The following is a 20,006-nucleotide window of genomic DNA, read 5'->3' as shown; positions in this document are numbered from 1 at the left end:
GGGGGCGGCCGCAACTTCGTCTTGCGACCGCCCCCTCCGCCCTGCTCCCGGGATTACTCAGGCCTGGTTGAGCACGTACACCGGCGCCCCGGACTCCGCCGCACCCTGTGAACGGATGCAGGCGTGCTTCTGCAGCAGGCGCAGGCACTCGTTGACGCGGCGCACCGGAAGCCCCGTACGGGCCGCGATCGATTCGAGCGGTTCGCGGAGCTCACCCTGCTCGACGAGGACCGGGGCGATCACCACGGCCACCGTCCACACGTCCTCCGTCACGGACAGCCGGTGCCGCCAGTCGGCCAGCAGTGATTCCGTGGTGGGCAGCACCGTGAGACGACCACCGGGCGCCCGACGTTCGAGGGCGAGAGCGTCGAGCCGGTCCGCGATGCGTTCCATCGCCCGGACCATGGCTTGCTGCACGGCGAGGGTGGCTTTCTGGGTGGCCAGCATCTCCCTTTGCAGTTCGAGGGATTCCTGCTGTGCGTTAGCAAGCTGCTCGTCCAGCTGAAGGTTGTGCGCCTCGAGCCGGACGATGGCCTCCGCGACCTGCTCCGGCATGGCGTACGCGACCGGCGCGGTCGGGTCGAGGGGCTGCACCTCGGCCTCTTCGAGAGAGTAGGAACCCTCCCGCTGAACTGTCTCGATCACTTCGGCGGCCCACTGCTTGAAGGGCTCGCAGGTGGGCTTCGTGCATGCCTGGACGAGGCGGATGAGACCCTGGAGAGAGATGACATTCAGGTCTCGACGCCACTCCCTACCTGCGGGAATGCTGAGACCGTAACCTCCAGTTAGGGTCTCGAGACTCTCTCGATGCTCTTCCGGGACATGGTCGGAGAGCGCCTTCTGCGGGTTGGTGTGCCCCAGCTCCTTGCAGACATCCACCGCCGGAAACCAATGGCTCCCGTCCGGCATCGTCAGTCGGCGCACCCGGGCGCCGGTCGCCGCGTAGACGAAGTCGCTGACGTCGATCGCGTCCCGCCGTTCGGCGGCGTCGCGTCGCTTGCTTGGTTCGATCATGTGAACCACCTCCGCTGCGGAACGTAGAGCGGAGCAAATCGAATATGCCAACTGGAGCCTTGATATTCACAATTGCGAGCGAAGATCGAGGATTCCGCTTGCAGGAAGGGAGTTGAACACCCCTGATCTCAACTGCCGTATCTTGAACGCATGGTGACGGGGATAAACAGCGGAGCGCGGCACGCCAAACGGCGTGACAAGGAGAAAGGCGGACTCGCGCGTTCCTCCGCGCTCATGGCGGTCGGTACCGTCGTCTCCCGGGCGACCGGGCTGATCCGGACGGCTCTGCAGGGCGCGGCGCTCGGCAATGGGCTGCTGGCCACCACGTACAACACCGCCAACACCGTCCCGACCAGCCTGTACACACTGCTGATCGGCGGCGCGCTCAACGCCGTCCTCGTGCCGCAACTCGTGCGGGCCCGCAAGACCCATCCCGACGGCGGAAAGGCCTACGAGCAGCGTCTGGTGACCCTGGTCGTCACCGTGCTGGCCGTCGGCACGGCGCTCGCGGTGTGGGCGGCGCCGTTGATCGTGCGCATCTACATGTCGGACACTCCCGACAACCACCAGGCGTTCCGGCTCACCGTGGTCTTCGCCCGGTTCCTGCTGCCGCAGATCTTCTTCTACGGCCTCTTCTCGATCTACGGACAGGTCCTCAACGCCCGAGAGAAGTTCGGCGCGATGATGTGGACGCCGGTGCTCAACAACGTCGTGCTCCTGGCCATGTTCGGCGGTTATCTGAGCCTGATGACCGTGCCGGACTCGGTCGCGAAGATCACCGACACGCAGGTGCGCTGGCTCGGCGTCGGAACCACGGTCGGCATCGCGGTCCAGGCCCTCGCGTTGATCCCCTTCGCCCGCGCCGCCGGCTTCCGCTTCCGTCCCCGCTTCGACTGGCGCGGTACGGGACTGGGGTCCGGCGTCCACGCGGCCAAGTGGACCCTGCTCTTCGTCCTGGCCAACCAGGTCGCGCTCGCCGTGGTCACCCGCTTCGCCGCCGCCGCCGACCAGAAGTTGCAGAACTCCGGCGTGGGTTACACCGCGTACAGTTACGCGCAGACCATCTGGTTGCTGCCCCAGTCCATCGTCACGGTCTCCCTGGTCACCGCACTGCTGCCGCGCATGAGCAAGGCCGTCGCCGAGGGCCGGATCACCGACCTGCGCGCCGATCTGTCCCGGGCGCTGCGGATCAGCGGGGTCGTCATCGTGCCGACGGCTTTCCTCTTCCTCGCGCTGGGGCCGCAGATCACCAACCTGATCTTCGCGCACGGTGCCGGGGACGCGGCCTCCGCCCGACCGATGGGCCACATGCTCCAGATGTTCGGTCTCGGCCTGATCCCGTTCTCGGCCCAGTACCTGCTGCTCCGCGGCTTCTACGCCTTCGCGGACACCCGTACGCCGTTCCTGATGTCGGTGTGGATCGGGGCGTGGAACATCGCCCTCGTCACCGCCTGTCACCTGCTGCTGCCCACCCGCTGGGCGGTCACCGGCATGGCAGGCGCCTACTCCCTCTCCTACCTGGTCGGGCTCGCCCTCACCGCACGTCTGCTGGCCAGGAAGGCGAGCGGCCGGCTCGACGACGGAACCGTGCGGGTCACCTACATCAAGCTGGTGACCGCTTCAGCCTGTGCGGCGGGGGCGGGCTGGGCGGCCGCGCGGGCCTGCGGCACCGCCCTGGGTCACGGCACCGTGCCGACGGCCCTCGCCACCCTCGCGGGGACGCTCGCCCTGGCTGTCGTCTACCTCCTGCTCGGCCGTCTGCTGAAGGTCGGCGAACTGCGCCGGCTGCCCGGCCTGGGCTGAACGCCCACCGTCCGTTTCCTGCGGCCTGATCCGCCGGACAGGCCCTAGCCGGCCGTCGGCAGGCCGAGCCGATCGGCGACGGCGGCCAGCCAGCCACCGGGTGAGTACGGCGCGGGCGGGTCGACCTCCATGCCCAGCTCGGCAACGGCCTGGGCGTAGTCGGACTCGTCGAGAGCCAAGGTGAGGAGCTCGTTGGACGAGCGCACCAACCGTACGAAGGCCACAAGTTCGTCGGTGAGTGCATATTTCTGCCCGGATTCCTGGCACATGATCGCGAGATCGAAGACTCTGGCCACCGGGCCTCTGTCAAAGGCGGACCATGTGAAGGACAGCAAGGTGTTTCCCTCAGGGAAATTCTCAGTTCACCGGCATGGACGTCACGACGCTGAACGGCGGCTCGAGTGGTTCCGACGGATGCGTACCGCGTCCTCGGCCGCCGCCCGGTGGAACTCGCGGTATGCGGTCGCTGCGGGCCCGCGCCACCCGGCCTCTACCTGGCCCACGAGCCCGTCCATGCGCCTGACCTGCCTGTTCAGGTGATCCTGCATGTCGTGCAGGTCATCCGCGAGCTTCTTCAGCCCGGAATCGGAAACCTTGAGATCGGGCCCTCCACCCTGCTGAGCATTCATACGTGCGGTATCCCCCCGTCACGGTTGCAACCGGCTGTCATCGTACGGTTATTCGGAATCGGAGCTGGTGCTCGTCACCGAGTCATCACACGGTGTCCGGCAGCCCGGCCGCAACCGGCATGGCTGGTGTCCACACCTCCGGGAAAGTCCGGGGAACCTTTCGTCCCGGCCGGGGCTCCTGACCCTGCGATGCGGGCCCGGTGGGGGACCGCGCCGGCTTGAGAGGGGTCACTCGTGGCACCGCACATCGTGGTCGGGTCCGACCGGCCGATGCCGAAGGGCACGCGTGCCGAGCATCGTTGGCTGGAGGTGAGGGGCGCGAGGCTGCACGTCGCCGAGTACGCGCGCGGCTCCGGTGAGCCGCTGCTGATGCTGCACGGCTTTCCGCAGCACTGGTACGCCTGGCACAAGGTCGCAGCCCTCCTCACCGACCAGCACCGGCTGATCTGTCCGGACCTGCGGGGGTTCGGCTGGTCGGAGGGGACGCCGCGCGGGTACGACATGGACGCACTGGTCGAGGACGCCCTCGGGCTGCTCGACGCGCTGGGTCTTGAGCGGGTCGGTCTGGTCGGCCACGACTGGGGCGCCCACCTGGGGTTCCGGCTGTGCCTGCGGGCGCCGGAGCGGTTCGTCGGCTACCTGGCGCTGAACATGTCCCACCCCTGGCCCCGGCATCGGGCGGTCCTGCCCAACCTGTGGCGGATGTGGTACACCGCGTGCGTCGAGTACCCGGTGCTCGGCCGGGCCGTCCTGCGGCACCGGCCCGGCTTCACCCGCTTCCTCCTGCGGCACCAGGTCGCGGACCCCGCCGTCTGGCAGGAGGCGGAACTCGCCGAGTACGCCGCCGCCACCTCGGCCGCCGCGCACGCCGGGCAGTCGCTGTTCTGGCAGTACGTGCTGCACGACATCCCCGCCCTGCTGCGCGGCACCTGGCGCCGGCACCGGTTGACGGTGCCCACCCTGCTGCTCGGTGGCGAGCGGGACAGGGTGATCGCGGCCTCGCTGCTGGCGGGTGCCGAACCGTACGCCGATGATGTGACCGTGCGGCTCGTGCCCGGCGCGGGACACTACCTCCCCCAGGAACGCCCGCGGGTGGTCGCCGAAGCGATCGGCGAACTGTTCACGGGGCCCGCTCAGCGCTGACGCGGCGCCGCCCGCTCGGCGACCCGGCGCACGAAGGCCTTCCCGCGCCGTTCGCCGAGCAGGCGGCCGTACAGCCACTGGACCGGCCGCAGGGCGGTGGGACGCGTCGCGCCGAGGACCGCGAACCGTGTTCCGTCGCCTTCCGGCAGGGCCGCCATGCCGCCCACCACCAGGCGGGACTGCATCAGGCACCAGCCGGGGGAGAGTCGTACCTCGAACGACTCGGTCAGCCCCGAACGCCCCACGGCCAGGGCGCGCGCACGGTCGGCGTCGCCCGGGGGGACACGGAACTCCCGCAGGAAGCCCACCAGACGGGGCAGCTCTCCGGACAGGTCGGAGGCGACCGCCCACACACGCTCGTACGGCAGGGCGATGTGCTCCTCGGCGTACATACCGGCGTGCAGTCCCGCGGCCAGCACACGCAGCCGCAGCACCGGATCGTCCAGCTCGCCACTCACCGCGACCACGCCTTCCGGAACGAGGCACGGGCCCGGTGCAGCCGGGACTTGACCGTGCCGGGGGCTATGCCGAGCAGATCGGCCACGGCGCGCTCGTCAAGGTCCTCCAGCTCGCGCAGCACCAGGACCGCCCGGTCCCGGACCGGCAACCGCGCGAGCACGTCCCGCACGTCCGTCGGCAACTCCCCGTCCGAACCGGCCCGCAGCTCTCCGAGCCGTGCCAGGTCGTCGGGATCCGCCGGTTTCTCGACCGCCGTACGCCGCGCGACCCGTACCGCCTCGCGAACTGTGACGGTACGCACCCAGCCGTAGAAGGCCAGCGGATCGCGCAGTCCGCGCACGCCCTTGAAGACCGCCACCAACGCCTCCTGCACCGCGTCGGCGGTGTCCACCGGTGCGATCGGCCCGCACAGCCGTGTCACGTACGGCGTCACCAGCGTCAGCAGCTCGTCCATGGCCAGAGCGTCCCCGCTCTGCGCCGCCCGGACCAGCGCGGCCGCCGCTTCCCACGGATCGGCGCCGCCTTCACCCTCCCCCTGGACGCGCATGTCGGCATCAGGCTATGCGAGGGGAGTCCCGGAACGCAGAAGAACGGGCCCGTCGTGTGGACGACGGGCCCGTTCTTCCGGAGTGGGCGTCAGCCGAGCTTGGCGAAGCCGTAGTCGAGGAGCTTGGTGGCGTCCTTCGCGCGCTGCGCGTAGTCGGTGGAGGCCAGGACCGTGCCGATGACGGTCTTGCCGTTGCGCGTGGCGGCGAAGACGAGGCAGGCACCCGCCTCGGGGCCGGAGCCGGTCTTCACGCCGATGGTGCCGCTGTAGCTGCTGAGCAGCGTGTTGGTGTTCTCCCAAGTCGGCATCGTGCGAGTGCTGCCGGTCTTGGTGATCGTCTTGGCCGTGTACTTCTTGGTCTTGACGATCGTGCGGAACGTGGAGTTCTTCATCGCGCTGCTGGCGATCTTCGTCAGGTCGCGCGGCGTCGAGTAGTTGGCGCCGTTGCCGATGCCGTCGAACGAGTCGAAGTGCGTGTGCGTCAGGCCAAGGTTCTTCGCGGCGGTGTTCATCTTGCCGATGAAGTTCGCCACACGCTTGGCACGGGTGGAACCGGTGCCGTACTTGTCGGCCAGCGCGTAGGCGGCGTCGCAGCCCGACGGCAGCATCAGGCCGTACAGGAGCTGGCGGACGGTCACCTTGTCGCCGACGATCAGGTGCGCCTGGGAGGCGTTGTTCCTGACGACGTAGTCGCTGTATTCCTTCGCGATCGTCACCTTGGCGTCGAGGTTGAGGTTCGACTGCGCGAGCACGACCTTCGCGGTCATGATCTTCGTGGTCGAGCCGGTGGATCGCTGGGTGTCCGCGGCCTTGGTGTACAGCGTCGCGGCGTTGGCGTTGTTCATGACGTACCCGCCCTTGGCCACGATCGAGGGCGCGGTGACGGCCTGCGCGGGTGCCGCGGTGAGGGCTCCGGTGGCGAGCATGGCGCCGGACGTGATGGCGACGGCGGCGGCTCGGCGAATACGGATGCCCTTAATGCCGGTAATCAAGTAAATACCCCGATTGTCTCGAATGCCCTAGATAATGCGGCCGAGTTGAGGTGGCACAGGAGTGGGGCCGCACGTGTCTGACACGTAAGTAGCACACATGGTTGTGCGGCTTCTCGGGGGACTTCCGTATTCCGGCTGTGAGATAGGTGACGCCCGCGGTGCCGACGGGACACGCGGGGTCCGCATCCTGGACGGTCGAGGATCATGCGTACGCGTTGTATCTAAGATGTGCGCATGCCTTCCGTGCCGTCCGCCGCACCCCCCGCACCCCTGAAGCAACCGCCCGCCGCCGACCGTGTCTACAGCCACGTCAAGCAGGGTGTCCTGGACCGCCGTTACGAGGGCGGCACCCTGCTCACCGAGGGTGAGCTGGCAGAGGCCGTGGGGGTGTCGCGCACGCCGGTCCGCGAGGCACTGCTGCGGCTGGAGGCGGAGGGGCTGATCAAGCTCTACCCGAAGAAGGGCGCGCTGGTGCTGCCGGTCTCCGCGCAGGAGATCGCCGACGTGGTGGAGACCCGGCTGCTGGTCGAGGAGCACGCCGCCCGCAAGGCCGTACCCGCCCCGTCCGGGCTCATCGAGCGGCTGGAGGAACTGCTCGCGCGGCAGAAGGCGCAGGCCGCCGCCGGTGATCTGGCCGCGGCCGCGGTCACCGACCGCTGCTTCCACGCCGAGATCGTGCGCAGCGGCGGCAACGAGATCCTCTCCCGCCTCTACGACCAGCTGCGCGACCGTCAGCTTCGGATGGGTGTCGCGGTGATGCACTCCCACCCCGACCGGATCGCCAAGACCCTCGCCGAGCACGAGGAGATACTGCAGGCGCTGCGCTCGGGCGACGCGGAGGTGGCGGTGGGGGTCGTGCACCGGCATGTGAGCTGGTTCTCGCATCTCGCCCGGGGAGAGGTCCGATGAGCGTGACGAGTGCCCACACCACCCTTCCGGGTGACCCGCCGGGCGGCCGGCGCGCCGTCGCCGTGTGGTCGATCGGCGTCACGGTCTACTTCGTCGCGGTCATCTTCCGTACCTCCCTGGGCGTCGCCGGGCTGGACGCGGCCGACCGCTTCCATGTGAACGCCTCGGCGCTGTCGACCTTCTCGATCCTGCAGCTGCTGGTGTACGCGGGCATGCAGATACCCGTCGGCCTGCTCGTCGACCGGCTCGGCACCAAGAAGGTGCTGAGCATCGGCGCCGCGCTGTTCACGGTGGGGCAGCTGGGCTTCGCGTTCTCGCCCTCGTACGGCACGGCGCTCGCCTCCCGCGCACTGCTCGGCTGCGGTGACGCGATGACCTTCATCAGCGTGCTGCGGCTGGGCACCCGGTGGTTCCCGGCCCGGCGCGGGCCGCAGGTGGCGCAGTTCGCGGGGCTGGCCGGGATGGCCGGCAACCTGGTCTCCACGCTGGTGCTGGCCCGGCTGCTGCACGGGGTCGGCTGGACCCCGGCGTTCGCGGGCAGCGCGGTCGCCGGCGCGGTCGTCCTGGTGCTGGTGCTGCTCTTCCTGCGGGACCACCCCGAGGGCTGCGAGCCGGAGCCCTCCCGGCACCAGGGCGCGGTCTACGTCCGTAGGCAGATAACCGCCTCCTGGCGGGAGCCGGGCACGCGGCTGGGGTTGTGGGTGCACTTCACCACGCAGTTCCCGGCGATGGTGTTCCTGCTGCTGTGGGGCCTGCCGTTCCTCGTCCAGGCCCAGGGCCTCACCCGTGCCACGGCGGGTGAACTGCTCACCCTGGTCGTCCTGTCGAACATGGTGGTCGGACTTGTCTACGGCCAGGTCGTCGCCCGGCACCACGCCGCCCGGCTGCCGCTGGCGCTGGGCACGGTCGCGGCGACGGCGGCACTGTGGGCGGCGACCCTGGCCTACCCGGCCGACCACGCTCCGATGTGGCTGCTGGTGGTGCTGTGCGCGGTGCTGGGTGCCTGCGGCCCCGCGTCGATGCTCGGCTTCGACTTCGCCCGCCCCGCCAACCCGCCGGAGCGTCAGGGCACCGCCTCCGGAATCACCAACATGGGCGGTTTCGTCGCCTCGATGACGACTCTGTTCGCGATCGGTGTCCTGCTGGACGCCACCGGCGACGACTACACCGTCGCCTTCTCCGCCGTCTTCGTCCTCCAGGCCCTCGGCGTCACCCAGATCCTCCGCCTCCGCGGCCGGGCGGCCAAGCGGGAGCGGGAGCGGCTGGTGGCGAGCCGGGTGGAGACGGTGCACGTGCCCGCCGCCTGACGGACCCCCGCGGGGCACGCGGGGCCGCTGAGCCCTGCCCCCTCGCCCCCCCCGGCCCGGTCGGCCCGGCTCCCTGCGCCGCTTACGGGGTGACCGCGAAGTTCCGCAGGATCGCCGCCGCGAGATCGGGGTCGCCCTCCGACTTCACCCGGTCGGCCACCGCGTCCGGGGAGACACGGCCGCAGGCCAGGCGGAAGTACGTCTCCCAGTCGAGGGTGAGGATGGCCGCCGGGCCGAGGGCGGGGGTGGCCTCCAGGGTGCCGCGGCCCTGGATGTCGACGCGGATGGTGCGCAGGAACTCCACGGGCCCGTGCACGTCGAAGATGATCGCCGAACTGCGCGGAGCGTCCGCGTCCTTCGCGACGACGCGGGGCAGCGCCTCCAGCAGCAGGTCCCGGGCGACGTACGCACCGGGAGAGTCGAGGTTGCCGGGCCGGCCCAGGGCCGCGCGCAGGTCCTGCTCGTGCACCCACACGTCGAAGGCCCGCATGCGCATGAACTCCTCGAGCGTGATCTCCTTGCCGAGCGGGCCGCGCACCTTGTGGCCGGGGTCGCGGGACTCGCCCCGCAGCTGGCGGTTGCGGCGGATGACCGTGTACTCCAGCTCGGAGGTCATCTCCGGCGCCGTGTGGTGCCGGCGGACGTCGACCTGCAGCTCCATGTAGCGCTGGTGCTCGGTGACGACGTGGAACAGGTCGCGCGGCAGTGAGTGGATGGGGCGCGGGTCGCCGAGCATCTCGCAGTCCATGCCGATGACGTGCGAGACGACGTCGCGGACCGACCAGCCCGGGCAGGGGGTCCGCCGGTTCCACTCGCCCTCCACGAGCGGCTGCACCAGTTCGGATATCGCTTCGATCGAGTGGGTCCAGGCGTCGGCGTAGGGCTGGAGGGTGGGATGCAGACTCACGGAACGGGACCCCTCGGCGGTCGGTACACGGGCAGGTTGTGGCGGCGTTGCCAGCGGGACGTGGCTGTCGGCGGGTGTCTTGGAACGCTAAGTTACGCTGCTGAGAGGCACCCCGGCAGTGCTTTCGTGTGACGATCGTAGGCCCGGTATGAACGGCTCGAATGCCAGGACGGTGGTAGTGTGCGCGCCTCGCTGATCCAGATCGCCGTGAACGAGGACGAACCGGTCGAAGACCGGCGGCTCCGGGCGGCCGCGCTGGTCCGGGAACAGGCCGGGTCGGACCTGGTCGTGCTGCCCGAACTGTGGACGACGGGTGCCTTCGCGTTCGAGGAGTTCGAACGGCAGGCCGAGCCGCTCGAAGGCCCCACCTACGAGGCGATGGCGAAGGCGGCGAGCGACGCGGGCGTGTGGCTGCACGCGGGCTCGATCCCCGAACGCACTGCATCCGACAGCGGCTCAGCCGCGGGTGAAGGCCCCCTCTACAACACGTCCCTCCTCTTCTCCCCCTCCGGTGATCTGGCCGCCGCCTACCGCAAGATCCACCGCTTCGGCTTCGACAAGGGCGAGGCCGTGCTGATGGGCGCGGGCCGGGACCTCGTGACGGCCCGTCTGCCCGAGACCACGGTGGGCCTGGCCACCTGCTACGACCTCCGCTTCCCCGAACTGTTCCGTGCCCTGGTCGACGCCGGCGCGGAGACCCTGGTGATCCCGGCGGGCTGGCCCGAGCGCCGCCGCGCGCACTGGACGCTGCTGGCTCAGGCGCGGGCGGTCGAGAACCAGGCGTTCGTGCTCGCCTGTGGCACGGCCGGGACGCACGCCGGGGTTCCCCAGGCGGGTCACTCGATCGTGGTGGATCCGTGGGGCGAGGTACTGGCCGAGGCGGGCGTCGGCGAGGAGGTGCTCACGGTGGAGTTCGACCCGGCGAGGGTGGGCGTGACGCGGGAGCAGTTCCCGGCGCTCAAGGACCGCGTCCTGGGCCTGGAACCGCCGCGCCGCTGATCAGTCCTCCCGCTCCTGCTCCGCCAGGTGGATCACGCACACCGCCACCGCGATCAGCAGCGCCGGATCGGCGTCCTCCCGTACGACGTCCACGCCGTAGGTGTCCCGGAGGTGCAGCCAGCGCCGGGAGATCACCGCCAGCAGCTCACCGTCGTACTCCACGGCGAACTCGCGGTCGAGGATCTTGCCGCTGACGTCCAGTTCCGTACCGTCCGCCAGCGACACCCGGTAGTGGTTGCGCAGCAGGGACAGCCGCTTGCGCTTGATCCGTGCCAGCGGCTCGCCGTCCCGCTCGATCACCATGGTGTTCCGCAGCGAGAGCATCTTCTGGTGGATGTCGATGAGGACCCGCCCCTGGGTGTCCTTCAGCTCGAACGTGTCCCGCAGCCGCATCGCCTTGCCGTCGACGAGGAACACCCTGTTGCCGTGGTCGTCCTCGATCCAGTAGTCGTCACCGATGCCGAGGATCCTGTCGCGTACGAGGAATCTCATACCGACAGCGCTTCCCCGGGGGCCGGTCCGAAACGCCGCCGGTACGCCGATGGGCTGAGACCGGTCCGCTGACGGGGTCCCGGAATCCCTCTGGCGGCGGGGTGTCCCACAGCTGAACTTCCGGTATCTGCAAGTGAGTTGCCCAACCAGAGGCATTGGCCACGCGTCGAACGCTGCGTAAGTCGCAAACGATCCGCACGTTTCTCTTGGAGGCCCCGCAATGCCCTCTCGTCCTTCCGTACGCCGCCGGATGTCCCGCGCCGTCCCGGCGGTGGCGCTGGTCCTCGGCACCGCCCTGGGCGTCCCCTTCGCCCTGGCCACGACCGCCGGTGCCGCGCCGTCGCCGGCCACCGCGTCGGTCAACCCGTCCGACTGGCAGCTCACCTACAAGGCCGCCGCCGGCCAGGCCAACAAGGCCACCGTCACCGCGGCGCTCACCGCCGACCGGACGGGCATCACCTACGTGATCGACGACGTCGTCCCGATCAGCGCGGGCCACGACTGCGCCTACCCCGTCGGCACGGACCACACGAAGGTCTCCTGCACGGTCACCAACGTGGACAGCCAGGACCCGTACGCCGCGCTGGTCATGAACCTCGGCGACGGCAACGACACGGTCGCGTACAAGAACGCCACCGACCAGGTCTACTTCTACGCCGAGATCTCCCTGGGCGCGGGCAACGACAAGGCGACCGACTCCGGCAGCCTCGACGGCGCCTACGTCTCCGGCGACGCGGGCAACGACGACATCACCGTCGGCGCGGAGGGGCTGGCCTGGGGCGGCGACGGCAACGACACCGTCCACGCGAGCGGCGGCGACAACATCATCCAGGGCGGCAAGGGCGCCGACGTGCTCTACGGCGGCTCCGGAAGCCAGTACCTGTCCGGTGACGACGGCAACGACAAGCTCTACGGCGGCAGCGCGGACGACACGCTCTACGGCGGCAAGGGCAACGACGCCCTGTACGGCAACGCCGGCAACGACAAGCTCTACGGCAACAGCGGTGACGACAAGCTGTACGGCGGCCCGGGCAGGGACGCCCTCTCCGGCGGCCCCGGCAGGGACGTGGTCCACCAGGACTGACCGCGCGGCCCGGCTGCCGCCCTGCTCACTGTTTCAGCGCGGTGAGCAGGGCGTGGAGGGCGGTGGGGGTGGGGGTGAGGATCGTGGCGGGCTCGTCGCTCTCGCGGAGCTGGAGGGTGGTGGGGGTGGCGGCGGCTATCTCCAGGCAGTTCGTGTCGGCGTCGCCTCCGGAGAAGGACGACTTCTGCCAACGGAGGATTTCAGGCACGGGATTCCTTCAAAGTTCCTGGGCGATACGGCGGATGAGGTCGAGGGAAGCATCCTGTGGAAGCGCCGCCTTGTCGATGACCTCGCTCCGGGTTCGGTATCGGTTCAGCCGCGCTGCGGCGTCGATGAACTCGGCGCCGTGTGGCGTGTCGATCTGCACGGTGTCGAGTTGGGGTACGACCCCGCCAACGTACTGCATGGGAAAACCCGCTCCAGCGAATCCCTCGGCCGCGAACGGGATGACGCGAAGGGTGACCGACTCCCTGTCGGATGCCTGAAGAAGATGCTCGAGCTGGGCGCGGGCGACCTTGGAGCCACCCACGCGCATCCGTAGTGCGGCTTCGTGGATGATCACGTCGTACGGCGTCCCCGACGCGATTACTTGCTGGCGGTGCATACGGAACGAGACACGGGTCTCTCGGTCCTCCTCCGGCAAGCTAGGTGCGACGAACATTGTGGCCGCACGTACGTGGTCCTCGGTCTGAAGAACTCCCGGAATGTGCATCAGCTCGAATACGTAGACGTACGTCGCGTGATGCTCCAGCTCGGCGAGGTCGAGTGCCGTCGGCGGCATGACGCCGCGGTACTCCTCCCACCAGCCCTTGAAGCCCGGCGCTGCCATATCGACCAACGCGTCCACGAGTTGGCTGTCATCGCACTCGTAGAACCCGGCCAATCTGCGCAACCGCTGCTCGCTGATCCCGAACCGGCCGGATTCGATGTGGCTGATCTGGGTCTGGTTCACGCCGAGGAAGGCGGCGGCGTCCCGCGACTCGATGCCCGCCGCCTCGCGCAGCTTGCGGAGTTCGGCGCCGAGTCGCCCTTGGCGTGCGGTGGGGTTGGCTCTCGGCGGCATGGTGTTCTCCTTGTTTGTCGTACTTTTCCGGTTTGGTTGAGTGGTATCAGGCTGAGTCGCTATGGTCGTGGCGTACTTCACGGAGAGTGCCCTCACGGTCACTCATACGCAACTTCCGCATGTCTTGTCCTCGTTGGAAGAGCCACCCTGGCCCGTCGACAGCCGGGGCGTCGGACAGCAACGTGGCTGCACATGAACAACCCCTCACATCACCGGAGTTGATCCCCATGCACTCCTACGCCCTCTTCTGCCCTCCCCTCGAAGCCTCCCCCCGCATCGCCCGCGACTTCGTCGCCTCCGTCCTCCGTGAGCTGAGACTCGGCGACGAACTCGTGGACGACGCGACCCTCTGCACCTCCGAACTCGTCACCAACGCCTGCGTGCACGCCAAGGGCGACGGCGCGGCGCTATGGCTGGCGGTCGACGAGGGGCGGTTGCGGGTGGTCGTGTACGACGGGGACGAGAGCCCGCCGGTGATGAGGGGACTGACCCCCGAGACCTGGGAGACGGGCGGCCGGGGCCTGCACCTGGTGGACGCCCTCACCGGGGGTCGCTGGGGCCACGCCACGGACGTTCCGTACGCCGGCCCGCCACGCCCAGCGGGGAAGGCGGTGTGGTTCGACCTCAGGGAATGAGAAGTGTATCTATAATAAGTGCACCCCTTATAGGAGCCACTATGATCGTCAGACCCGAGACGATGTTCGACCGCGACTTCGAGTGGTCCGAGCTCGTCCGCTACGCGACCTACCAGGGGCCCGAGGCAACACTCGGCGTGGTCTCGGGCCGCCGACGCCAGGGCAAGACCTTCCTCCTCGACGCCATCTGCCGAGCCACCGGAGGTTTCTTCTTCGCGGCGAGCGAAGCGACCGAGGCTGAGTCGCTGCGCCAGTTCGGCACAGCGGTGGCCCGCTTCGAGGGGCGGCGCACGCCCTATCACTTCGCCCACTGGGACGAGGCGGTCGAGGCGATGATGCGGCTGGCGACCGCCGAGACCGGCCCGCTGACTGTCGTACTGGACGAGTTCCCCTTCCTGGTCAAGGCCTCGCCCGAACTGCCATCGCTCCTCCAGCGGGCCCTCGGCCCGCAAGGGCGCCGGGAGGGCGGGCCGGTCCGGCTGCTGCTGTGCGGTTCGGCGCTGTCGTTCATGGGCAACCTGCTCTCCGGCACCGCACCGCTGCGCGGCCGGGCGAGCCTCGAACTGGTCGTGCCGACGCTCGACTACCGGCTCGCGGCCCGCTTCTGGGGCATCGAGGATCCCCGCCTGGCCCTGCTGGTCAACTCGGTCGTCGGCGGCACTCCCGCGTACGGCCGGGAGTTCGTCCTCGGCGACTCTCCCACCGACCTGGACGACTTCGGCCCCTGGATACTGCGCAACGTCCTCAATCCCGGCCGCCCCCTCTTCCGCGAGGCCCGCTTCCTGCTCGCCGAAGAGTCGGACCTGCGTGACACCGCGCTCTACCACGGCGTTCTCGCCGCCATCGCTCAGGGCAACCACACCCGGGGCGGCATCGCGAGCTTCTTGGAGAGGAAATCCACCGACCTCGGCCACGCGCTGACGGTCCTGGAGGACACCGGCATGATCATGCGTGAGCCGGACGCCTTCCACGGCAAGCGCTCCGCCTATCGGATCGCCGAACCAATCCTGACCTTCCACTACGCCCTGATGCGCCCGGAGTGGAGCGACCTGGAGCGCCCAGGACAGGCGGCGGACGTCTGGGAGCGCTCGCAGTCCACGTTCCGCAGCAAGGTCGTCGGCCCGCACTTCGAGCAGGTCTGCCGTACGTGGGCCCGCTGGTACGCCTCCGTGGAGACCCTGGGCGGACAACGCACTCGTGTTGAGTCGGGAACGGTCGCGGACCCCGGAGCCAAGGCGAGCCACGAGGTCGACCTGGCGGTGTTCGGCCGCGCGGACGACGGACGGGAGACGCTGCTTGCGATCGGCGAGGCCAAGTGGAACGACCCCATGGGCGTCGGCCACCTCGACCGTCTCCGCCGCGTCCGCGAACTCCTGCAGAGGCGCTTCGGCTCGCACAGCCCCGCCGCCCGGCTCCTCTGCTTCAGCGGCGCGGGTTTTACCGCCGAACTCCGCACGCTCGCCGACGCCGACCCGACCATTCAGCTCGTCGGCCTCGACCGGCTCTACCAGGGCGAATGAGGCGCGACCGGCCATGGCACCCTGGACAGCATGAACGCCGCCTCACCCGCACCCCGCCGCGCCCGTGTCCGTGCCCCCGAGCTGGTCGGCAAGGGGGGCTGGCTGAATACCGGGGGACAGCAGTACAGCCTCGCTGACCTGCGGGGACGTATCGTGATCCTCGATTTTTGGACGTTCTGCTGCATCAACTGCCTGCACGTCCTCGACGAGCTCCGCGAGCTGGAGGAGAAGCACCGGGACACCGTCGTGATCATCGGCGTGCACTCCCCGAAGTTCGTGCACGAGGCCGAGCACCAGGCGGTCGTGGACGCCGTCGAGCGGTACGGGGTGGAGCACCCGGTGCTCGACGATCCCGAGCTGGCGACCTGGAAGCAGTACGCCGTGCGGGCATGGCCGACGCTGGTCGTCATCGACCCGGAGGGGTACGTCGTCGCGCAGCACGCCGGTGAGGGGCACGCGCACGCCATCGAGCGGCTGGTGACCGAGCTGGAGGCCGAGCACGAGGCGAAGGGGACCCTGCGGCGCGGCGACGGGCCGTACGTGGCGCCGGAGCCGCAGCCGACGAGCCTGCGCTTCCCCGGCAAGGCGCTGCTGCTGCCCAGCGGGAACTTCCTGGTCAGCGACACCACCCGGCACCAGCTGGTGGAGCTGGACGCGGACGGGGAGACCGTCGTGCGGCGCATCGGCACCGGCGGGCGCGGGTTCGCCGACGGGAGTGCCGAGGACGCTTCCTTCAGTGAGCCGCAGGGGCTTGCGCTGCTGGAGGACGGGGCGGCCGTGGTCGTCGCCGACACCGTGAACCACGCCCTGCGCCGCCTCGACCTGGGCACCGGCGAGGTGACCACCCTCGCCGGTACCGGGAAGCAGTGGTGGCAGGGCTCACCGACCTCGGGTCCGGCCCGCGAGGTCGACCTCTCCTCCCCCTGGGACGTGGCGGTCTTCGGGGGCAAGGTGTGGATCGCCATGGCCGGGGTGCACCAGCTGTGGGCGTACGACCCGGCCGACGGCACCGTCGCCGTCACGGCCGGTACGACCAACGAGGGGCTGGTGGACGGGCCGGGCGCCGAGGCCTGGTTCGCGCAGCCGTCCGGGCTCGCGGCGACCGCCGACCGGCTGTGGCTGGCCGACTCCGAGACCTCCGCGCTGCGCTGGGTGGACCTCGACGGCAGCGTCCACACTGCCGTCGGCACCGGGCTGTTCGACTTCGGGCACCGCGACGGCGCCGCCGAACAGGCCCTGCTCCAGCACCCGTTGGGTGTCACCGCGCTGCCGGACGGCTCCGTCGCGGTCGCCGACACCTACAACCACGCCCTGCGCCGCTACGACCCTGCCACCGGGGAGGTCACCACCCTCGCCACCGACCTGCGCGAGCCCAGCGACGCCGTGCTCGTCGGCGAGGACATCGTGGTCGTGGAGTCCGCCCGGCACCGGCTGACCCGGCTGCGGCTGCCCGAGGAGGCGGTGCGGGTGGAGTCCGTCGCCCACCGCACCCAGCGTGCGGCGACCGAAGTCGCCCCCGGCGCACTGCGGTTGGACGTCATTTTCCAGGCCCCCGCGGGGCAGAAGCTCGACACCCGCTACGGGCCCTCCACCCGCCTGCTGGTCTCCTCCACCCCGCCCGAGCTGCTGCTGAAGGGTGAGGGCGCGGACACGGACCTGTCCCGGACGCTGGAACTCGACCCGCGGATCACCGAGGGCGTCCTGCACGTCTCCGCGATGGCGGCGTCGTGCGACGACGACCCTGCGAACGAGTACCCCGCCTGCCACGTCCACCAGCAGGACTGGGGAGTCCCGGTCCGTCTCACCGAGGGCGGCGCGGACCGGCTGCCGCTCGTCCTCGCGGGGATGGACGAGGGGCAGCCGGACTCGACCGACTAGCGGCGGCGCGGGCGCGGCGCCAGCTTGAACAGTGCCACCCCGGCGGCCACCAGCGTGGTGGCCGCCACCATCATCGCCATGCTGTTCATCCACAGGCCGGTCGCGGCCAGCGTTGCGCCCGAGGCGCCGGTGGTGCCGGCGCCTATCACTCTTCCGTACATGTCCTTCTTCTCCTTGGAGCGGTTGATACGAGGTTGGCCGTGGGGGGCGGCGGTTTCAGGTGGCCACCCACTTCTGTTCGCTGCGGCGCAACAGGCCCCACAGCGAGGAGAAGTAGACGGCGTGCTGGAACAGGTCGTAGAGCATCTCCGGGATCATCAGCACCGCGACCAGGACCGCCAGGGGGCCGGCGCGGCGTACGGAGACGGTTTTCTCGACCATGAAGACCAGGCCGATCGCGGTCCAGAACGGCGACAGGCCGGGCCAGCCGTACAGCGCCGTGTACGTGGTCACGAAGGTCAGGTAGACGAGGAAGGACAGCGCGCCGAACCCCATCAGGAACTGCTGGAGGAAGTAGCGGGCGGTGACCCGGGTCCAGCCGTAGTCGCGGAGGTTCTCCAGGGCGCCGCGCTGCCAGCGCAGCCGCTGGTGCCACAGTTTGGCCAGGGTGGGCATGACCTCGGTGGTGACGGCGCAGCCGGCCGGTGACATGGTGCGGTAGCCGAGGGTCTTGACCGCCTTGGTGATCTCGTCGTCCTCGGTGAGCGAGGCGAGGCTGTAGTAGCCGTTGCCGCCACCGAGCACGCCGGAGCGGCGCGCCGCCCGTACCTCGCGCAGCACCCGGGCCCGGAACATGGTCCCGGTGCCGGTGAGTACCTGGGCCTTGCCGCCGGAGCGGTCCAGTTCCCAGGCGTAGCGGTGGAACTCCATGCGCTGGAGCAGACCGAGGAACCCGCCCCCGTCCTCACCGTAGAAGACGCCGCCCACGGCGCCGACCTTGCGGTTGAAGGTGGCCATGGCGGTCTCGGTGAACCACGGGTTGAGGACCGTGTCGGCGTCCTGCACCAGCAGCAGGTCCCGGTCGTCCAGGTGCGGCAGTACCCAGGCGATGGCCTGGTTCAGGGCGCCCGCCTTCTTGTGGGTGTTGCCCCGGGTGTGGAAGACCTGGGCTCCGAGGGCGGCGGCGATCGTCGCGGTGTCGTCGGTGCAGTTGTCGGCGACGACGATGATCAGGTCCGGGCGCCGTGCCTGCTTCCACAGTCCGTCGATCGCGGCGGCGATACGGTCCTGCTCGTTGTGAGCGGGGATGAGGGCCGCCAGGCGCGGGCTGTCGGCCGGTTCCTCCGCGGCGGCGTGCGCGCGGCGGGCGGCGTGCCGCGGCACGTGCCGGGGCGGTGCGGCCAGGTGGAACACAGCGGGAGCCCCCCGTCGTGGTACCGGGGGGCAGGGGCGCTCGGCGCCGTCCCCTCAAGACCTTCAGTGAGCCCGAGTGTTCACGACTTCCACACAACCCGACAAGATGGTTCCGGTAACGGAATGCTCAAGGATGTCGTCGCATGTCGCGGCTTGTCCGTGAGCGCCCGCTTGTCCCGTGCGTGACGTACGTGGTGATCCAGACGCCGTGATCTAGACGCCGTACCCGTCGGTGTAACCGCTGCCGTGGTGATGGTGGTGCCGCTCCTCCTCGACGACCGTGGTCGTCGGCGGCGGAACCACGACCCGCCGGCGCCGCGCGATGCTGCTGAACGTCGCCACACCGATCAACCCGACGATCATCAGGATGAAACCGACCAGGTGAACGTTCACGCCGCTCATGTGCCAGTCGGTCGCGAACGTGAGGATGGCTCCCACGGCGATGAGGATGATGCACCCGCCGAGGCCCATGGCTGTCGCCTCCTGTCCGGACCGGCCGTTCCGGTCCGCAACTGCGGGTACCCCCGTTGTCAACCCGCATGCGGCCGCGGACCGTTCCCGGACACGGGGCGGGCCGCCGCTTCCAGGTCGCGGCCGGTGAAGGCCAGTAGGCGCCGGTGGGCGGCGGCGTCCGCGGGGGCCCGCTGTTCGGCGGCGAACATTCCGGGGCGGCGGAAGGCGTCGAAGTCCATGGCGCGCATGGTCGCCAGGAGGTCCGCGCACTGCCGCTGGTCGACGAGGTCCTCCCGGCCGTTGAGGACGGCGAGGTCGGCGCTGTGGACGAGGATCTCGGTGAGGTGGACCAATGCCGCCGTGGGACCCGGTACGGCGCCGAAACCCAGCCGCACGGTGGTGTCGAGGGCGTCCGGGCGGTGCCAGGCCGCGCGGTCGAGGGCGGCCGCGGTGGTGAAGGCGGCGCGGTGGTCCGTGCCCAGCCAGTCGGCGTGGTGGTCGGCGCCGGCGTCGGTGCCGGTGAGTTCGGCGGCGAAGATGTGCATGCCGCCCACCAGGTGGTTCAGTTCGAAGCGGACGTTCCAGCCCGGGCAGAAGGACGGCGCCTGGAGTTGGCCGGGGGTGGTGGTCTCGACGATGCCGTGTGCCATGTCGAGGGCGGCGTCGATGCGGTCGATCACTGAGGTCACGGTGCTCATCTCGTTTCCGGTCTCGGCGGAGAGGTCGGGCCGTGGCGGTGAGGGTGTCGTCGAGCCTGTCGTGGACGCGGGCGCGGAACCGCGGGCCGTCGGCGGCCTGTCCGGCGGTCAGGGGCAATGC

General features: G+C 69.9%; 22 protein-coding genes and 1 pseudogene. 9 read left to right on the top strand and 14 right to left on the bottom strand.

Features of this window, described 5'->3' with window-relative positions:
- Window positions 1-57: 57 nt before the first annotated feature.
- Complete coding sequence (locus tag ACFYZQ_RS10515) at window positions 58-1,014, bottom strand: Bro-N domain-containing protein (protein WP_389144296.1); 957 nt, start codon at window positions 1,012-1,014, stop codon at window positions 58-60.
- A gap of 150 nt (window positions 1,015-1,164) precedes the next feature.
- Between ACFYZQ_RS10515 and murJ the strand changes: the two genes are divergently transcribed.
- The gene (gene murJ, locus ACFYZQ_RS10510) at window positions 1,165-2,817 is read left to right on the top strand and encodes a murein biosynthesis integral membrane protein MurJ (protein ID WP_389144293.1); all 1,653 of its coding nucleotides are present in this window, start codon (window positions 1,165-1,167) and stop codon (window positions 2,815-2,817) included.
- A gap of 44 nt (window positions 2,818-2,861) precedes the next feature.
- Here the strand turns inward: murJ and ACFYZQ_RS10505 are convergent.
- Window positions 2,862-3,047 (bottom strand): annotated as a pseudogene (locus tag ACFYZQ_RS10505) (contact-dependent growth inhibition system immunity protein); the annotation flags it as partial.
- Window positions 3,048-3,194: 147 nt separating this feature from the next.
- A complete protein-coding gene (locus ACFYZQ_RS10500) occupies window positions 3,195-3,446 on the bottom strand; it encodes a WXG100 family type VII secretion target (RefSeq protein ID WP_389144290.1) in 252 nt (83 codons plus the stop codon).
- A gap of 234 nt (window positions 3,447-3,680) precedes the next feature.
- Here ACFYZQ_RS10500 and ACFYZQ_RS10495 point away from each other — a divergent pair, with 234 nt between their 5' ends.
- The gene (locus ACFYZQ_RS10495; RefSeq protein WP_389144287.1) at window positions 3,681-4,589 is read left to right on the top strand and encodes an alpha/beta fold hydrolase; all 909 of its coding nucleotides are present in this window, start codon (window positions 3,681-3,683) and stop codon (window positions 4,587-4,589) included.
- Here ACFYZQ_RS10495 and ACFYZQ_RS10490 read toward each other — a convergent pair.
- From ACFYZQ_RS10490 to ACFYZQ_RS10480, 3 genes are all read right to left on the bottom strand, one after another.
- Window positions 4,580-5,047: a hypothetical protein gene (locus tag ACFYZQ_RS10490; RefSeq protein ID WP_389144284.1), complete on the bottom strand. Its 468-nt coding sequence runs from the start codon at window positions 5,045-5,047 to the stop codon at window positions 4,580-4,582. The two genes, ACFYZQ_RS10495 and ACFYZQ_RS10490, sit on opposite strands and share 10 nt — an antisense overlap.
- Complete coding sequence (locus ACFYZQ_RS10485) at window positions 5,044-5,595, bottom strand: RNA polymerase sigma factor (RefSeq protein WP_389144281.1); 552 nt, start codon at window positions 5,593-5,595, stop codon at window positions 5,044-5,046. The genes ACFYZQ_RS10490 and ACFYZQ_RS10485 overlap by 4 nt, the downstream gene beginning before the upstream one ends.
- Before the next feature lie 89 nt (window positions 5,596-5,684).
- Window positions 5,685-6,587, bottom strand: a complete 903-nt coding sequence (locus ACFYZQ_RS10480) for a D-alanyl-D-alanine carboxypeptidase family protein (protein ID WP_389144278.1) — start codon at window positions 6,585-6,587, stop codon at window positions 5,685-5,687.
- A gap of 234 nt (window positions 6,588-6,821) precedes the next feature.
- On the opposite strand from ACFYZQ_RS10480, the gene ACFYZQ_RS10475 reads away from it, so the two are divergent.
- Both ACFYZQ_RS10475 and ACFYZQ_RS10470 read left to right on the top strand, forming a co-directional pair.
- Window positions 6,822-7,496: a GntR family transcriptional regulator gene (locus ACFYZQ_RS10475; protein ID WP_389144276.1), complete on the top strand. Its 675-nt coding sequence runs from the start codon at window positions 6,822-6,824 to the stop codon at window positions 7,494-7,496.
- A complete protein-coding gene (locus ACFYZQ_RS10470) occupies window positions 7,493-8,803 on the top strand; it encodes a nitrate/nitrite transporter (RefSeq protein ID WP_389144274.1) in 1,311 nt (436 codons plus the stop codon). Before ACFYZQ_RS10475 ends, ACFYZQ_RS10470 begins: the two co-directional genes overlap by 4 nt.
- A gap of 82 nt (window positions 8,804-8,885) precedes the next feature.
- Here the strand turns inward: ACFYZQ_RS10470 and ACFYZQ_RS10465 are convergent, their stop codons facing one another.
- A complete protein-coding gene (locus tag ACFYZQ_RS10465; RefSeq protein ID WP_389144271.1) occupies window positions 8,886-9,710 on the bottom strand; it encodes a maleylpyruvate isomerase family mycothiol-dependent enzyme in 825 nt (274 codons plus the stop codon).
- A gap of 180 nt (window positions 9,711-9,890) precedes the next feature.
- Here ACFYZQ_RS10465 and ACFYZQ_RS10460 point away from each other — a divergent pair, with 180 nt between their 5' ends.
- A complete protein-coding gene (locus ACFYZQ_RS10460; protein WP_389144267.1) occupies window positions 9,891-10,709 on the top strand; it encodes a carbon-nitrogen family hydrolase in 819 nt (272 codons plus the stop codon).
- On the opposite strand, the gene ACFYZQ_RS10455 is transcribed toward ACFYZQ_RS10460, so the two are convergent.
- Complete coding sequence (locus ACFYZQ_RS10455; protein ID WP_389144260.1) at window positions 10,710-11,201, bottom strand: LURP-one-related/scramblase family protein; 492 nt, start codon at window positions 11,199-11,201, stop codon at window positions 10,710-10,712.
- Window positions 11,202-11,421: 220 nt separating this feature from the next.
- On the opposite strand from ACFYZQ_RS10455, the gene ACFYZQ_RS10450 reads away from it, so the two are divergent.
- Window positions 11,422-12,285: a calcium-binding protein gene (locus ACFYZQ_RS10450; protein WP_389144257.1), complete on the top strand. Its 864-nt coding sequence runs from the start codon at window positions 11,422-11,424 to the stop codon at window positions 12,283-12,285.
- A 25-nt stretch (window positions 12,286-12,310) separates the two neighbouring features.
- On the opposite strand, the gene ACFYZQ_RS10445 is transcribed toward ACFYZQ_RS10450, so the two are convergent.
- The gene (locus ACFYZQ_RS10445) at window positions 12,311-12,493 is read right to left on the bottom strand and encodes a DUF397 domain-containing protein (protein ID WP_389144254.1); all 183 of its coding nucleotides are present in this window, start codon (window positions 12,491-12,493) and stop codon (window positions 12,311-12,313) included.
- 9 nt (window positions 12,494-12,502) lie between these two features.
- Window positions 12,503-13,348 carry a helix-turn-helix domain-containing protein gene (locus tag ACFYZQ_RS10440; protein ID WP_389144251.1) on the bottom strand — a complete coding sequence of 282 codons (846 nt, stop codon included), beginning with the start codon at window positions 13,346-13,348 and terminating at the stop codon, window positions 12,503-12,505.
- Window positions 13,349-13,575: 227 nt separating this feature from the next.
- On the opposite strand from ACFYZQ_RS10440, the gene ACFYZQ_RS10435 reads away from it, so the two are divergent.
- The 3 genes from ACFYZQ_RS10435 to ACFYZQ_RS10425 are packed head-to-tail and all read left to right on the top strand — an operon-like array spanning window position 13,576 to window position 17,381.
- The gene (locus ACFYZQ_RS10435) at window positions 13,576-13,983 is read left to right on the top strand and encodes an ATP-binding protein (RefSeq protein WP_389144248.1); all 408 of its coding nucleotides are present in this window, start codon (window positions 13,576-13,578) and stop codon (window positions 13,981-13,983) included.
- A 41-nt stretch (window positions 13,984-14,024) separates the two neighbouring features.
- Complete coding sequence (locus ACFYZQ_RS10430) at window positions 14,025-15,503, top strand: ATP-binding protein (RefSeq protein ID WP_389144246.1); 1,479 nt, start codon at window positions 14,025-14,027, stop codon at window positions 15,501-15,503.
- Window positions 15,504-15,533: 30 nt separating this feature from the next.
- Entirely contained in the window at window positions 15,534-17,381 is a 1,848-nt protein-coding gene (locus ACFYZQ_RS10425; protein ID WP_389144243.1) for a thioredoxin-like domain-containing protein, read from the top strand.
- On the opposite strand, the gene ACFYZQ_RS10420 is transcribed toward ACFYZQ_RS10425, so the two are convergent.
- The 4 genes from ACFYZQ_RS10420 to ACFYZQ_RS10405 all read right to left on the bottom strand — a co-directional run bounded on the left by ACFYZQ_RS10420 (window position 17,378) and on the right by ACFYZQ_RS10405 (window position 19,885).
- Window positions 17,378-17,542, bottom strand: a complete 165-nt coding sequence (locus ACFYZQ_RS10420) for a hypothetical protein (RefSeq protein WP_388792685.1) — start codon at window positions 17,540-17,542, stop codon at window positions 17,378-17,380. The genes ACFYZQ_RS10425 and ACFYZQ_RS10420 overlap by 4 nt on opposite strands.
- 55 nt (window positions 17,543-17,597) lie before the next feature.
- Window positions 17,598-18,641, bottom strand: coding sequence for a glycosyltransferase (locus ACFYZQ_RS10415; RefSeq protein ID WP_389144752.1), 1,044 nt, complete (start codon window positions 18,639-18,641; stop codon window positions 17,598-17,600).
- Window positions 18,642-18,947: 306 nt separating this feature from the next.
- On the bottom strand, window positions 18,948-19,205 hold the full coding sequence (locus tag ACFYZQ_RS10410; protein ID WP_389144241.1) for a DUF6458 family protein: 258 nt from the start codon (window positions 19,203-19,205) through the stop codon (window positions 18,948-18,950).
- A 59-nt stretch (window positions 19,206-19,264) separates the two neighbouring features.
- On the bottom strand, window positions 19,265-19,885 hold the full coding sequence (locus tag ACFYZQ_RS10405; protein ID WP_389144238.1) for a TIGR03086 family metal-binding protein: 621 nt from the start codon (window positions 19,883-19,885) through the stop codon (window positions 19,265-19,267).
- Window positions 19,886-20,006: the final 121 nt, after the last annotated feature.

This window comes from Streptomyces sp. NPDC001843, from assembly GCF_042891955.1.
Classification (GTDB): Bacteria; Actinomycetota; Actinomycetes; order Streptomycetales; family Streptomycetaceae; genus Streptomyces.
Note: the sequence above shows the minus strand (reverse complement) of the source record. Positions and strands in the feature narration are given on the sequence as shown.